Source organism: Salipiger sp. HF18, assembly GCF_011806505.1.
Taxonomy (GTDB): Bacteria; Pseudomonadota; Alphaproteobacteria; order Rhodobacterales; family Rhodobacteraceae; genus Salipiger; species Salipiger thiooxidans.
In genome coordinates, this window is the sequence record NZ_JAATOS010000080.1 from 1 (window position 1) to 13,699 (window position 13,699).

Sequence of the window (13,699 nt, forward strand, 5' to 3'; positions counted from 1 at the left end):
CCTCGGCCGCGGAGTGCACGATGGGGTCGTAGACCGAGATCACCTGGCCGGAGTACGCGATGGCGCGGGGCACGTAGATCTTGTCGCCCATGGCGTCGCGGATACCGTTCGAGATCGATGACTTGCCGTTGCCCGGAGGTCCGTACATCAGGATCGAGCGGCCGGCGCCGACGGCGGGCCCGAGGTGCGAGATCAGGTGTTCGGGCAGGATCAGGTGCCCCATGGCGCCGAGCAGCTGCTCGCGCGAGATCCGGACGTTGCGGATCGACTGCCGCTTCACCTGCTCGCGGTAGATGTCGAGGGGCACCGGCATCGGGCCGAAGTACTCGGACTGCGCCAGCGCGTCGAGCGCCCGGGCCTTGCCGGAATCGGTGAGCTGGTAGGGCATCCCGGTGGAGCCCGAGGCGTTGAGCGTGCCCATGGCCTCGAGCAGCCCCTGCGCGCGGGCGATGTCGATGATCTCCTGCGTGATGCCGATGGGCAGGCACATGGCGCGCGACAGGTGGTTGACGGTGGTGGCGTTCTTGCGGAACACGGTCTTGAGCGCGATGTCCCGCATGAAGACCCCGGGCAGGCTGAGCTCGTCCAGCCGCTTGGGCGGCGGGGGCGCCATGACGGCGCGGGTTTCCATGTTCATCTCTCTGCGGGGCCCGATGTGTTCTGTTCCCAGGCAGGAAACAGAATTTTTGTGGCGAGAGCTTGGCTGACCTTGGGAAAAGCGGCGGCGTCAGCTGCCGTAGACGATTCCCGTCACGAGGTAGAGCGCCAGTGTGCCTCCCAGCGCCATGCCCATGGGGAAGCGATTGCCGCTGCTCCAGCTCTTCCAGTCGGGTGCCAGACGCGAGAGCCCGCTCAGCTTGGCGATGCGGTGGCTCAGGAAGGCTGCGAGGATCGAGGCGGCGAGCAGCGCCATCAGGAAGCGCAGGTCGCCGAGATGCACGAAGGGGGCGGCGGCCGCGATGAACTTGGCGTCGCCCGCCCCCATGATGCCGCCCGCGTTGAGCGCGATGCCCGCGACCAGCGCCACGGCGAGATGGGTGTAGCGCCAGAGATAGGCGTCGAAGGGCAGGGCGAAGGCCCCGACGACCATGAAGACCAGCAGCAGGAGCAGGTTCGCCTGGTTGGTGATCCGCAACTCGCGCATGTCCGTGAAGCTGACATAGAGGCAGATCGGCAGCACGAAAGGCGCGAACCAGGTCGCGGCGGAGGCGGAAATCGACAGCATCGGCTCAGTTCGAGACCGGGGCTTCCAATGCCGCCAGCGCCGTGGCCGCGGCGTCGAAGTGCTGCGGGTGGGTTTCGACGGCATTGCGCAGCAGGCCCTTGCCGATCTCGACGTCGCCGCGCTTGATCGCCGCAAGGCCGAGCGTGTGCAGCAGCTCGGCCCGTTCGACCTGGCTCATCTGCATCACCGGCAGGGTATAGTTGCCCTGCGCGCCGCGGGCGAGCACGAGGTTGTTCTTGGCGGTGAACATGCCGGGATCGTGGCGCAGCGTGTCGAAGAACATCTTCTCGGCGCCGGCGTAATCGCCGCGGGTCAGCTTGGAATAGCCCCAGTTGTTGAGAACCGGGGCGGGCTTGGTGGTCAGACCCACGGCGGTCTCGTAGAAACTGTCGGCCTTGGCCCAGTTCTGGTTGCTGTCGGCGATCATCGCCTCGAGCCGGTAGCGCTGGTAGCTCTCGTGGGTCGGCGGGATGGCGTTGAGCGTGGCTTCGGCGCGGTCCCAGTCGTTGTTGCGGATCATCGCGTCGGCCAACGACACCAAGTCCTCGTCGGTGGCATCCGCGTGCGAGACGACCTTGTTCCAGGCGGCCACGGCCTCGGTGTTGCGCTTGGCGCGGACAAGGGATTTGGCAAGGCCGCGCAGCAGATCGATGCGGTCGGGATCCATGCCGTCGGCGCGCTGGAAATAGGCCACCGCCTCGTTCGGGTCGCCCGCGGTGAGCATGAGTTCGTTGAGCCCGGTGCCGTCGATGGCGTTCACACCGGCGAAGTCGCGGTCGACCGCGTCCTTGTCGATGGCTTTGTCACATGCGGATAGACCGACGACCCCTGCAACGCAGAGGATCACGAGAATGGGGTGGCGCATGTGCTGCGTCCTTATACTGCTCTTGCCTCGTTAGAAGGCGCGCCGGATCAGGTAGCTGCCACTCCCCAGGCGCACCAACGCATATTCTTGTTCTTGCCTCGCACCATAGTCCGAATTCTCCATTTTTGCGAGCGCCAACCTCAGATTGTCGCGGATTGCGTCACTTTCGCCATTGTCCAGCGCATACGCCCGACGGAAGACCTCGGAGGCCTCGGCGGTCTGTCCGCGCTCCATCAGCACCACGCCGAGGTTGTTCCAGGCCTCGGCCCAGGTCGGTTCCTCCTCCACCGCGCGGCGCAGCAGCCGCTCGGACTGATTGAGCCGCCCGAGCGCGAGGTTGGCGGTGCCGAGCGAGGTGATGACCTCGGGCGTGAGCCCGTGTTCACCGGCGGCGCGGGTGAAAGCTTCGAGCGCAAGCTCGTACTGCCCGGCGGCCATCAGGCGATGGCCGACCACCAGCCCGTCGACGGACTCACCACGCGGGTCGAGCGTGGGGGCATAGACCTGGTTTTCGTCCACGGACGCCAACCGGCCGCCCGTGGAGCAGGCGGCCAACAGAAGGCCAAGGCTCAGACAGGTGGTCGCTCTGATGCGCATCACGTCACTTGACTGCGAGCTTTCCCAATTCGCTGATGCTCACCACCGACGGACCCACGAGGATGATCAGCAGCGGCGGCACCGTCAGCATCATAGTCGTGAGCGTCATCTTTGTCGGCAGTTTGTTTGCCTTTTCCTCGGCCCGCATGACCCGTTTGTCACGCATTTCCGAGGCGTAGATCCGCAGCGCGTCGGCGATCGAGGTGCCGAAGTTGGCGGCCTGGTTGAGCACGGTCACGAAGGAGGACACGTCCTGCACGCCGCAGCGCTCGCCCATGTCGTTGAGCACGTTGGACTTGTCCTTGCCGGCCCTCATCTCGTGGCTGATGATCTCGAACTCGTCGGCCAGCGCCGGGTAGGAGGCGCGCAGCTCCTTCGACACCCGGACGATCGACTGGTCGAGCGACTGGCCGGCCTCGACGCAGACAAGCATCATGTCGAGCGCGTCCGGGAAGCCCTCCTCGATCTGCTTCTTGCGCTCCTCGACCCGCTTGGTGATCCAGTATTTCGGGGCAAGGTAGCCGACGGCGCCCGGGCCCACGATATACATGAGCTTGGTCTGCATCGTGGCGTCGGGGCCGTCCTTGAACATGACGTAGTACGTCGTGCCCGCGGCCAGCAGACCGAGCCCCAGAACCATCTGCGCGAGGTAGTAGAGCCGCACCGAGTCGGGGGTGCGGTAGCCCGCCTGCAGCAGCTTCAGGCGCATCTGCCCCAGCTCCTCGGCGCTCTTCGGCTCGAGATACTGGGCGTACTTGTTGAGCTTGGCGTTGCGCCGGGTGTCGCGCAGGATCGCCTTGGTCTCGGCGTCGATGCGCGCGCGTCCGGACTTGGCCAGCTTGTCCATCGGGTCGGGCTTCTGGCGCAGCAGCAGCGGCACGGTCGAGAGGATCAGCAGAAGCGCCAGGCCCGCGACCACCATGAGCGGCCCGGCCGGCCCGAGCCTCTCGGTGATCATAGCGGTGAGATTGTCGAACATGGGGGACGGCCTCTCAGACTTTGATGTTCACGAGCATCCGCATGACGATGAGGTTCAGCGCCAGGAAGATTGCCACGATGAAGCAGGCGGGGATGAACCACGGGTGGTCCAGCACCTCGTCGTAGTAATGCGGGTCGGTGAGCTGGATGATCAGCAGCACCGCGACAGGGAAACCGGACAGGAACTTGCCCGACCATTGCGCCTCGGCGGTGATCGCCTTCACCCGGCGGAACAGCCGGAAGCGGGCGCGGATCACCTTGGCGAGGCCTTCGAGGATCTCGGCGAGGTTGCCGCCGGACTGCTGCTGGATCGTCACCGCCACCGCGAGGAAGCGGAGGTCCTGCATGTCGAGCCGCTCGGCCATGTGCTTGAGGCTCTCGCCGATGTCGCGACCATAGGTGGATTCGTCGGCGATGATGCCGAACTCGGTGGCCAGCGGGTCCTTGATCTCGCGCGAGACAACCGAGATGGCCGAGCTGAACGGGTGCCCCACCCGCAGCGAGCGCACCATCAGCTCTACCGCGTCGGGAAGCTGCTCCTCGATCAGCGACAGGCGCTTCCTGGCCTTGCCGTTCACCCACATGAAGACGCCGCCGACGCCCATGCCGATGCCCATGACGATGCGCACGGGCAGGCTTGCCTCGGTGCCGATGGTGAGGCCGAAGAAGGCGAAGACGCTGACGCCCGCCATCATCAGGATGAGCTGGTTCGGCGTGAAGGCGAGGGCCGCCTTCTGGGCGCGGTCGGCGAGGATCGAATAGAGCGGGATGCCGCGGTTCTCGAGATGCTGGTCCATCTCCTTGCGGAGCTTGGCGAGGACCTCCTCGCGGGCGACGTTCTTGTCGAGCATCTCGAGCCGGCGGTTCACGCGGCTGTTGAGGCTGATCGACTTGCCGAAGGCGACGAGATAGACGCCCTCGACCAGCACGAGCACCCCCGCGAAGATCAGGCCGTAGATGATGATTTCTGCGGACAGCATGGGCTTACTCCGGGCGGAAGGGGTCGTAGATCGACGGCGGGATGTCGAAACCCCACATCTTGAAGCGTTCCGAGAAGTGGGAGCGCACCCCGGTCGCGGTGAAATGGCCGATGATCTTGTTGTCCGGCGTCAGGCCGACGCGCTGGAAGCGGAAGATCTCCTGCATCGAAATGACGTCGCCCTCCATGCCGGTGATCTCGGTGATCGAGGTCATCCGGCGCGAGCCGTCCTGCAGACGCGAGGCCTGCACGATCAGGTTCACGGCCGAGGAGATCTGGCTGCGCATCGCCTTCAGCGGCATCTCGATGCCCGCCATGGCGATCATGTTTTCCAGGCGCGAGATGCCGTCACGGGCGTTGTTTGCGTGGATTGTGGTCATCGAGCCGTCGTGGCCGGTGTTCATGGCCTGGAGCATGTCGATGACCTCTTCGCCGCGGGTTTCGCCCACGATGATGCGGTCGGGGCGCATCCGCAGCGCGTTCTTGAGACAGTCGCGCGGGGTGACGGCACCCTTGCCCTCGACGTTGGGCGGCCGGCTTTCCATGCGGCCCACGTGGGTCTGCTGCAACTGAAGTTCCGCCGTGTCCTCGATGGTCAGGATGCGCTCGCTGTCGTCGATGAAGGAGGACAGCGCGTTGAGCGTTGTGGTCTTGCCCGAGCCGGTACCGCCCGAGACGATGACGTTGAGGCGTGTCGCCACGGCGGCCTGCAGGTAGACGGCCATTTCCTCGGTGAAGGCACCGAAGTTGATCAGGTCGTCGATGCCGAGCTTGTCCTTCTTGAACTTCCGGATCGAGACCAGCGAGCCGTCGACCGCGATGGGCGGCACCATGGCGTTGAAACGCGAGCCGTCGGCGAGACGGGCGTCCACGTAGGGGTTCGATTCATCGACGCGGCGGCCCACGGCAGAGACGATCTTGTCGATGATCCGCATCAGGTGGCGCTCGTCCTTGAACACCACGTCCGAGAGCGACAGCTTGCCCGAACGTTCCACGAAAATCTGGTGCGGACCGTTCACCAGAATGTCCGAGACGGTGTCGTCCTTGAGCAGGGTTTCCAGCGGGCCGAGCCCCTTCACCTCGTCGTAGAGCTCCTGGTTGAGGGTCGTGCGCTCCTCGCGGTTCAACACGACGCCCTTGTCCTGCAGCGTCTCGGCCACGATGTCACTGATCTCGTCGCGCAGTTCGCGCTCGCTGGCCTGGTCGATGGCCGAGAGGTTGAGGTTGTCGAGCAACGCGCGGTGCAGCTCGAGCTTGATCTCGCCAAGCCGCTCCTTGCGCTTCTTCTCCTTGTCCTGTGGCGCCGCCTCGGCGGGCTTCGGGGGCAGGGGCTTGCGCATGTTCGCGGGTTTCAGCGCGGGCGCGGCCTCGGTCCGGGCAGCCTGTGCCGCGACGGGCACTGCATCCTTCACCGGGGTCTTCTTGTAGCGCGAGAACATGGGTGGAGGTCCTTTCAGGCCGCTTCCGCGTCTGTTTCTCCGATCGCGTGAAGTTCGGCCGCCAGCTTGGCGATGTCCTTGCGCAGCGGGTTCTTGGGCGCCTGATCGGCCAGCGGAATGCCGTGATCGCCGGACATGGCCACCGGCTTGCCGCCGTCGGAGAGGTGCACGTCGAGACGGATGCCGAGGCTTTCGGCCATGCGCCTGGCGCGGCTCTTGCCCTGCAGGTCGGTGAATTTCGGCGCTCGCGACAGCGCGAAGCGCAGCTTGTCGAAGGGCAGGTCCTCGGCCTGCAGCGCGCGCTTCATCCGCAACGCGTTCTGGGCCGAGCGCATGTCGAGCTCGAGCAGGGCAAAGTAGACCTGCGACTCGAGCAGCACTGTCTCGGTCCACTGCACCAGCGTGCCTGGCATGTCGACGACCACGTAGTCGAAATGCTCGCGGGCGACGTCGAGCAGCGCCTTGATCTCGTCCGGGCCCAGCAGGTCGAGCGGCACCACGTCCGAGGGCGAGGTCAGCACCTGCAGCTTGTCCTGGAAGGTGACCAGCGCCTGCCCGAAGCTGTCTCCGTCCATCGCCTCGACCGAGCCCAGCAGCTCCATCACCGACTCGCGGCGGGGCAGGTCGAGATAGGTGGCGATTGAGCCGAACTGGAAGCCGAAATCCAGCAGGCAGACCCGCGGCGTGCGTTCCTTGCCGATGTTGGCGAGCTCCCACGCGAGGTTCACCGCAAAGGTCGTGGCGCCGCAGCCGCCGGCAAGGCCCTGCACGGCGATCAGAACGCCGTCGCCGCCGCCCGAGAGCGTCACCCCGTCGTTGCCGCGCCGGTCGAAGGTCGGGTCGCTGACCGCGCGGGTGGCGCTGCGCATCCGGTCGACCGCGACGGAAAGCTCACCCTCGGGCAGGGGGTAGGGCACGAATTCATCCGCCCCGCGCCTCAGCAGCTGGTGCAGCGCCGAAGGCGTCACGTCCTCGGCGATGAGCACGACCTTGATGCCGCGGTTCTTCGCAGCGGCGATGACCTCGGCGAGCAGGCCGAGGTTCTGCTCGTCCTGGCCGTCGATGGCCAGCGCCACGAATTCCAGCGCGCGGGCGTCGGATTGGTTCAGGAACGCCAGCGCCTCGCCGAAGCCGAGATCGCCCCAGCCTTCGCCGAGCAGGGCTTCCATGTCCTCGATGAGAAGATCGAAGTTCTGCACGTTCCGGCTGATCGTGCAGGCGACGATCGGGGCCGGGGGCGTGTGCAGCGCTGTCGTTCTGGTCATCGCCTCTCATCCTTTGCCTTTGTGGGGGGACCGACCCGGAAGGCAGGAGGCAAAAATCGATCAATACGGCTTTTGCCCGCTTCCGGGACACACCGCGCCGAGTCGCTCGACGCAGCTGTCCCTACAGGGGCAAAATCTCTGGGAAACTAGGCAACATTTGGGCCGAAAAACCGTAATTGTACGGTATTGCCGGACGGTTCTCCGGCCCGATCCGGTTATTGCTCGGTCGCCATGTCCGAGCCGGTGATGCCGCTCAGGGTCGTCTTCGGCTGCGCCGAACGGACGTATTCGCGGTAGATCACCTCTGCATACTTGCCGTCGAGCAGGTTCGGATGGCCGTCGACGAAGCCCGAGACCTCGGTCACGGTGCGCCGGTTCCGGCGCTCGCGGTTCTCGGTCATGATCAGCGGCTGCGTTTCGCCGTAGGACACCACCGCCTCGAGTCGCGAGCGCGAGATGCCCTGGCTGGCGAGGTAGGCGACCACGGCCTGCGCCCGGGCGAGGCCGAGCTGCCGGTTGTAGCTTGCCGACCCCACGAGGTCGGTGTGGCCGTAGACCCGGAAGCGCACCTCGGGGAACTGTCTGATCCAGCCGGCCTGCACGCGCAGCGTCTCGCGCGCACCGGCGTCGAGCTGCGAGCTGTTGAAGGCGAAGTTCACCATGCTCGGCACGTCCTCGGCGAACCGCTGGCCGAGGTCGAGCACGTAGCTGCGGTCGCCGTTCATGAGCATGGTGTTGTTCATGGTGGCATTGCCGAAGTCGCCGCGATCGGTGGTGGCGCCCGCCTCGCGGTAGAACTCCGCGCCGCAGCCGGTGACGAGAAGGAGACCGAGGCCCGCGATGCCGATCCTGATCATGCTGTAGCGCCCCTGCATCCCGTCAGTCCATCACGTAGCCATAAGATCCGGTGAAGTCCTGCCTGGCAACCTCGGCCGCGCCGCCGGTCCGCGGACGCCGGGCGTCGTCGGAGGAGGTGCGGCCGAACAGGAAGAGGTCCTTCTCGGTCGGCGGCATCACCCGGTCGGTGGGCAGGGCCAGCGCCTCGCCGCGGGTCGGCGTCACGAGGTGCGGCGTCACGATGATCACGAGCTCGGACTGCTGGCGCTCGTACTCGGCGCTGCGGAACAGTGCGCCCAGCACCGGGATGTCGCCGATCCACGGCACCTGACCGTTCACGTCGCGGAAGTCGTCCTGAAGCAGGCCCGCGATGGCAAAGCTCTCGCCGTCGCGCATCTCGACGGTTGTCGAGGTCTCGCGGCGGCGGAAGGCGTCGATGCTGATCGCGTCGGTGGTGATGCCGTTCGAACTGTCGATGGACGAGACCGCCGCTTCGAGCTGCAGGTTGATGAGGTCGCCGTCGATGACCGTGGGCACGAAGTTCAGCTCGACGCCGAACGGCTTGTAGGTGACGCTGAGCTTTCCATCCTCCTGCGAGACCGGCACCGGGTATTCGCCGCCGGCGAGGAACTTTGCTTCCTGCCCGGAAAGGGCGGTCAGGTTCGGCTCCGCCAGCGTCCGCACCATGCCCTTGCTCTCGAGCGCCTCGAGCAGGATGCCCACCTCGATGGCGCCGTTGAAGCCGAGCAGCAGCGCGCCCTCGGTGCCGTCGGCCACGGTCACGGCGTCGCCGTAGCTGTTGCCCGAATTGAGCCAGGTGCCGGTTTCCGAGCCGATGGTGATCTCGTCCTCGCCGAAGATCGGGCCGCCGATCGACAGCGACGAGCGTAGGTTCTTGGAGACCGAGCGCTGCATCTCGGCGAAGCGCACCTTAAGCATGACCTGCTGCACGCCGCCCACGGTCATCAGGTTCGAGACCCGCTCGGGCGCGTAGCGCTGCGCGAGATCGAGCGCGCGCTGCAGTTTCTGGGCGCTCGAGACGGTGCCCGACAGCACGATGCCGTCATTGGCGGTGCGCACCTCGATGGATTCGCCGGGAAGGATCTGGCGCAGACGTTCCTTGAACTCGGTCACATCCGCCGCGACCCGGACGTCGACGTTGGTGATCAGGCGGCCGTTGCCGTCGAGAATCGTCAGCGTCGTGGTTCCGGGCGTCTTGCCGAGCACGTAGATCGTGCGTTCGGAGAGCGACGAGATGTCGGCGATGGCGGGGTTGGCGATGGAAAGCTCGGCGAAGGGCTCGTCGCTCTCGACCACCACGGCGCGGTTCATCGGCACGTTCAGCACGCTTTCGGTGCCGGTCCGGACCACGCGGAGGTTGTCGGCACGGGCGTCTTCGACAAGCGGGCCCGCGGTCAGGGCCAAGCCGATCAGGGCAGCCTTGAGGTACTTGTTGAGTCTCATGTGACCTGCCTTTCGACTTCGCCTCGGTTGCAGATCTGTCGCCTGCATTTTTCCAAAGACTGCGCGAGTTCAGGTTTTATTGCAATAAACAGAGGCTTCCGACGCAGTCCCTATGTGGATATATCGCAACATCGCGATGGGAACCCTGCGCGGACGACAACGGGGGCGCCGCATGGCGCCCCCGGTCAAACGTTTGAAAGAACTCAGTTCGTGCAGGGGATCGGAATGTTGACGACCTCCGAGCCGCGGCGCACCCGGGTGGTGCAGACCCGCTCGGCGGCCTCGACCTCGACCTTGCGCTCGACGGTCCGGATGCCGAGCAGGGTGCGCTGGTCGACCTCGATGGCCTCGGCGATGCTGTCGTCGTTGGCGGCGAGCAGCGACAGCGACAGCCGTCCGGTGCTCTGGGCCTGCGCGAGGCCCGCGACCTGCTGCGGGCTGACCGCGACGGTGACGGTACGCGCGATGGTGGCGTCCGAATTCTCGACCTCGGCGGTCTGGTCGATGGCGATGAGCTTCACCGCGGTCTCGATCAGCTTGGTGACCTCGCCGCGCGGCAGGTTGTCGTCGGTGCCGGGCATCTTGCCGGTCCAGTAGACGTCGACCCGGTCGCCGGGGCGCAGGAAGCCGGACACGCCCGAGGTCACGTCGACCTTGATGGCAAAGGCACGCTGTCCGCGCTCGAGCCGCGTCGTCAGGCCGGCATCGCCGCCGGGTTCGCTGATCCTGGTGGTCAGAACCGCCTCGAACTTGTCCATGGCGCGGGTCACGACGCGCGGGGCTTCGCCGTCGGCAAACGGCGGATTGGTCTCGTCGAAGACGCCCTCGGGCAGGATCTCCTGCGGCCAGGGCGCCAGCTTGACATACTCCTTACGGAGCACCTCTCCGGTTGGCACGGCCTGGGTCGTCACGTAGATCATCCGGGTGGGCACGGCCTTCACCGCCTTCGCCCGCTCCTGCTGCAGGGCGTTCTGGTAGGCGCCGAACTGCTTCTGCGCCAGATGAACGGCAAAGCCTGCGAGGCCGAGGCCCGCGATCAGTACGAGTCCGAATACCAGTCGCATGTTCTTACCTCGCGGGTTGTTGCCGTGGGCGCCACGGTTCCCTGGCGCGCTCAAATCTCGTTGTTAGCCGGGGATTGTGGCCAATTCCGGCCCCTCCCGGGCTTTTTCGCGGCGCGTGTCGCGTGTCGCGTGTCGCGGCGACCGCCTGGGTCTGCCGTGGGCTGGATCGCGAGGCGAAAAACGATAAGGCCGCCTCGATGACGAGGCGGGCCCTTGGTACGATCCGGAACCGGCGGTTACTCGGGAAAGAGACTGGTCTGTTCCGCGGCAAGCGCCGAGGCTGTGGCCTCTTCCATGCTCCCGCTGCTGTCGCGGATCTGGTAGAACGAGATGGCGGCCATGAAGACCACCGATGCCGTCAGCACGACCCAGTCAACGGTCACTGCCCCGGAGTCGCTCCGAAGAAAATTCCTGAAAACCCGAACCATGTTTGCGACCTCATGACTGACGCGCTTCAGATGGTTGTCCACCGGGCCGGTCGCCGCCGACCCGGTGGAAAAACCTGGGCCGGAATTACTGCGTGGCGCCGAAGAGCTCGACCTGCTCGGCTGCGACTGCGCCGCCGGCTGCAGTGATCATGGCCTCGGAGTTGTCGGCGATGGTGGTGTAGGCGCCGATCGCCATTGCGACCACGGCTGCGGTCAGCACGACCCAGTCAACCGTCACGGCACCGTCTTCGTCGTTGCGGAAGGTTTTGATGAAGTTCAGCATGTCTCTCTCCGTGGAATGATGTGTCTTGTGTGGCTCACGTCACCGCTTCGATCCGATGTGGGCCTCTCTCGTTGCCCCGTTCCGTCGCGGTATGAGGAGATTTAGCCCCCGGAATCAGGCACGATTTGGGCGCAATCAGAGTGTTTTTGGTGCCCCGCCATCTTCCGGCATGTTTCGTTTCAATTATCTGTTCCTGCACGATAAATTTCTGAACTTTCTTTCCATAAGCCGCCAGTGAAGGCTGTTTTCGGCGAAAATGGCACGGCCCGGGGGGACATTCTGGCGACGATGTTGGGGGAAACCGGGCTTTGTGTCAGACTATGGGCCATAACAACCGGAAAACAGACCAGAGGCAGGTCGAGCGATGTTCCGAAGACTGGGTGTCACGGCGCTGCTGGCCGTCTCGCTCGCCGGTGTCTGTGCCGGCGGGGCGCGGGCCGACAAGCCGCCGGCCTTTCCGGAGTTCACCGCCAAGCGCGTGACGCCGCCGAAGCCCGGTACCAAGAAGCGCATCACCGTCCAGATCGAACCCGCGCCGGTCACCCCGGTCGTGGCCGCCCCGCCGCCCGTGGCGGGTGACGGCGCTCTGCCGGCGCCTGCGGGCCGCGCAACCGGCGGCGTCTCCTACGGCTGGTTCTGGGACGTGGTCTCGCCCGAGCTTGCCGCCAGCGGCCCGGGGCGGCTCGAGCCCGCGCTCATCAAGCTGTCGAACCCGCCGCAGGGGCGGGGCGTGGCGGCGCCGAGACTGCAGGACCTCCAGACCATGGCCAAGGCCCATGGCGCCGCGCTGCTCCGCGCCACGGTCGGCACGCGGGTGTCGCCGGCGCTGGCGCTGGCGGTGATGTCGGTCGAATCCGGCGGCCGGGCGAACGCGGTAAGCGGCGCCGGCGCGCAGGGGCTGATGCAGCTGATGCCCGCCACCGCCGCGCGCTTCGGCGTCAGCGACGCCTTCGATCCGGTGCAGAACATCCGGGGCGGCGTCGCCTTCCTCGACTTCCTGAGGAGGCCGTCCGAGGGCGCCCGGTTGAGGGGGCGGGGGGCCAACAACGCGGGCGAGAACGCGATTCCCCGCCACAACGGTGTCCCGCCCTATGCCGAGACCCGCGATTACGTGCCCAAGGTGCTCGCCGCTTTCAGCGTGGCGCGCGGGCTCTGCCTGACCCAGCCCGAGCTCATCTCGGACGGCTGCGTCTTCCGCATCGCCTCGAACTGACGCGCGACCGCCCCGCGGATGCCCGCGGTTTCCAATGGCCCGAAATATCCCGGGGGAGTCGCGCAAGGCGCGACGGGGGCAGCGCCCCCGACGACCTCAGCCGCGCAGCACCGCGCCGGGGTTCATGATCCCCGCAGGGTCAAGCGCCGCCTTGATCGCCCGCATTGCCGCCAGCTTCGCCGGATCGCCGTAGCGCTCGAGATCCTCGACCTTGAGCCGCCCGATGCCGTGCTCTGCGCTCACCGAACCGCCATAGGCGTGGACAAGGTCATGCACCGTGCGCTTGATCTCCTCGCGCTGGTTCACATGATCCTCGCGGCGTTGTAATGCAGGTTGCCGTCGCCGAGGTGCCCGAAGCAGTTGATGCGGAAGTCGCCCAGCCCGGCGATCAGCGGCGCGCCGCGCTCGATGAACTCGGGGATGGCCCCCAGCGGCACCGAGATGTCGTGCGACGAGATTGCGCCGATGGCCTTGTTGCCCTCGGGAATGCGCTCGCGCACCGCCCAGAATTCGGTGCGCTGCTGCTCGGACTGGGCGACGATGGCGTCGCTCACCAGCTCTTCATCCAGCGCCGTCTCGAACAGCGTCTCGAGCGCACTCGCCGGGTCGAGCCCGCGCGCGAGGCCGAGCTCGATCAGCACGCACCATTCCGGCGCCGCGGGCCATGGCTGGCGCACCTCGGGCAGCTTCTCGGTCAGGAAGTCGAGCCCCTGCCGCGAGATCAGTTCGAAGGCGCTAATGCCCTCGCCGAGCTGGTCGCGGGCCAGCGCCAGAAGTGCCAGCGCCGCCGCCGGGCTTTCCACGGTGAAGAACGCCGTGCCCACGGACGCCGGCACCGGGGCCAGTTTCAGCGACGCCGCGGTGATCAGCCCGAGCGTGCCCTCGGCGCCAAGCAGCAGGTGCCGCAGGTCGTAACCGGTGTTGTCCTTGCGCAGCCGCTTCAGCCCGTTCCAGACCGTGCCATCGGGCAGCACCGCCTCGAGCCCCAGAACCTGGTCGCGGGCATTGCCGTAGCGCAGCACGTTGACCCCGCCGGCGTTGGTAGACAGCAGCCCGCCGATC

Annotated in this window: 13 protein-coding genes and 2 pseudogenes; 1 reads left to right on the forward strand and 14 read right to left on the reverse strand. The window is 66.4% G+C overall.

Annotation, left to right across the window (positions count from 1 at the left end; translation table 11 throughout):
- From HC022_RS09675 to HC022_RS09735, 13 genes and pseudogenes are all read right to left on the reverse strand, one after another.
- Nucleotides 1-637 (reverse strand): annotated as a pseudogene (locus tag HC022_RS09675) (ATPase); the annotation flags it as partial.
- Nucleotides 638-727: 90 nt separating this feature from the next.
- Entirely contained in the window at nt 728-1,225 is a 498-nt protein-coding gene (locus HC022_RS09680; protein WP_167452285.1) for a prepilin peptidase, read from the reverse strand.
- Between the two features lie 4 nt (nt 1,226-1,229).
- Entirely contained in the window at nt 1,230-2,090 is an 861-nt protein-coding gene (locus tag HC022_RS09685; RefSeq protein ID WP_167452286.1) for a lipopolysaccharide assembly protein LapB, read from the reverse strand.
- 30 nt (nt 2,091-2,120) lie between these two features.
- The gene (locus tag HC022_RS09690) at nt 2,121-2,687 is read right to left on the reverse strand and encodes a tetratricopeptide repeat protein (RefSeq protein ID WP_167452287.1); all 567 of its coding nucleotides are present in this window, start codon (nt 2,685-2,687) and stop codon (nt 2,121-2,123) included.
- Nucleotides 2,688-2,691: 4 nt separating this feature from the next.
- Nucleotides 2,692-3,666: a type II secretion system F family protein gene (locus HC022_RS09695; protein ID WP_167452288.1), complete on the reverse strand. Its 975-nt coding sequence runs from the start codon at nt 3,664-3,666 to the stop codon at nt 2,692-2,694.
- Nucleotides 3,667-3,679: 13 nt separating this feature from the next.
- Complete coding sequence (locus HC022_RS09700) at nt 3,680-4,645, reverse strand: type II secretion system F family protein (RefSeq protein WP_089954560.1); 966 nt, start codon at nt 4,643-4,645, stop codon at nt 3,680-3,682.
- Between the two features lie 4 nt (nt 4,646-4,649).
- Complete coding sequence (locus HC022_RS09705; RefSeq protein WP_167452289.1) at nt 4,650-6,083, reverse strand: CpaF family protein; 1,434 nt, start codon at nt 6,081-6,083, stop codon at nt 4,650-4,652.
- A gap of 14 nt (nt 6,084-6,097) precedes the next feature.
- Entirely contained in the window at nt 6,098-7,348 is a 1,251-nt protein-coding gene (locus HC022_RS09710) for an AAA family ATPase (protein ID WP_167452290.1), read from the reverse strand.
- A 215-nt stretch (nt 7,349-7,563) separates the two neighbouring features.
- Nucleotides 7,564-8,205 (reverse strand): OmpA family protein, encoded by a 642-nt coding sequence (locus HC022_RS09715; protein ID WP_254885031.1) that lies wholly within the window; start codon nt 8,203-8,205, stop codon nt 7,564-7,566.
- Between the two features lie 22 nt (nt 8,206-8,227).
- Nucleotides 8,228-9,649, reverse strand: coding sequence for a type II and III secretion system protein family protein (locus tag HC022_RS09720; RefSeq protein WP_089954549.1), 1,422 nt, complete (start codon nt 9,647-9,649; stop codon nt 8,228-8,230).
- 203 nt (nt 9,650-9,852) lie between these two features.
- Entirely contained in the window at nt 9,853-10,713 is an 861-nt protein-coding gene (gene cpaB / locus HC022_RS09725) for a Flp pilus assembly protein CpaB (protein ID WP_167452292.1), read from the reverse strand.
- A 236-nt stretch (nt 10,714-10,949) separates the two neighbouring features.
- Nucleotides 10,950-11,096 (reverse strand): hypothetical protein, encoded by a 147-nt coding sequence (locus tag HC022_RS09730; protein ID WP_008886205.1) that lies wholly within the window; start codon nt 11,094-11,096, stop codon nt 10,950-10,952.
- Between the two features lie 130 nt (nt 11,097-11,226).
- Nucleotides 11,227-11,424 carry a Flp family type IVb pilin gene (locus HC022_RS09735; RefSeq protein WP_008885896.1) on the reverse strand — a complete coding sequence of 66 codons (198 nt, stop codon included), beginning with the start codon at nt 11,422-11,424 and terminating at the stop codon, nt 11,227-11,229.
- A 364-nt stretch (nt 11,425-11,788) separates the two neighbouring features.
- Here HC022_RS09735 and HC022_RS09740 point away from each other — a divergent pair, with 364 nt between their 5' ends.
- Complete coding sequence (locus HC022_RS09740; protein ID WP_167452293.1) at nt 11,789-12,637, forward strand: lytic transglycosylase domain-containing protein; 849 nt, start codon at nt 11,789-11,791, stop codon at nt 12,635-12,637.
- Between the two features lie 96 nt (nt 12,638-12,733).
- Here the strand turns inward: HC022_RS09740 and HC022_RS09745 are convergent.
- Nucleotides 12,734-13,699 (reverse strand): annotated as a pseudogene (locus tag HC022_RS09745) (FAD-binding oxidoreductase); the annotation flags it as partial.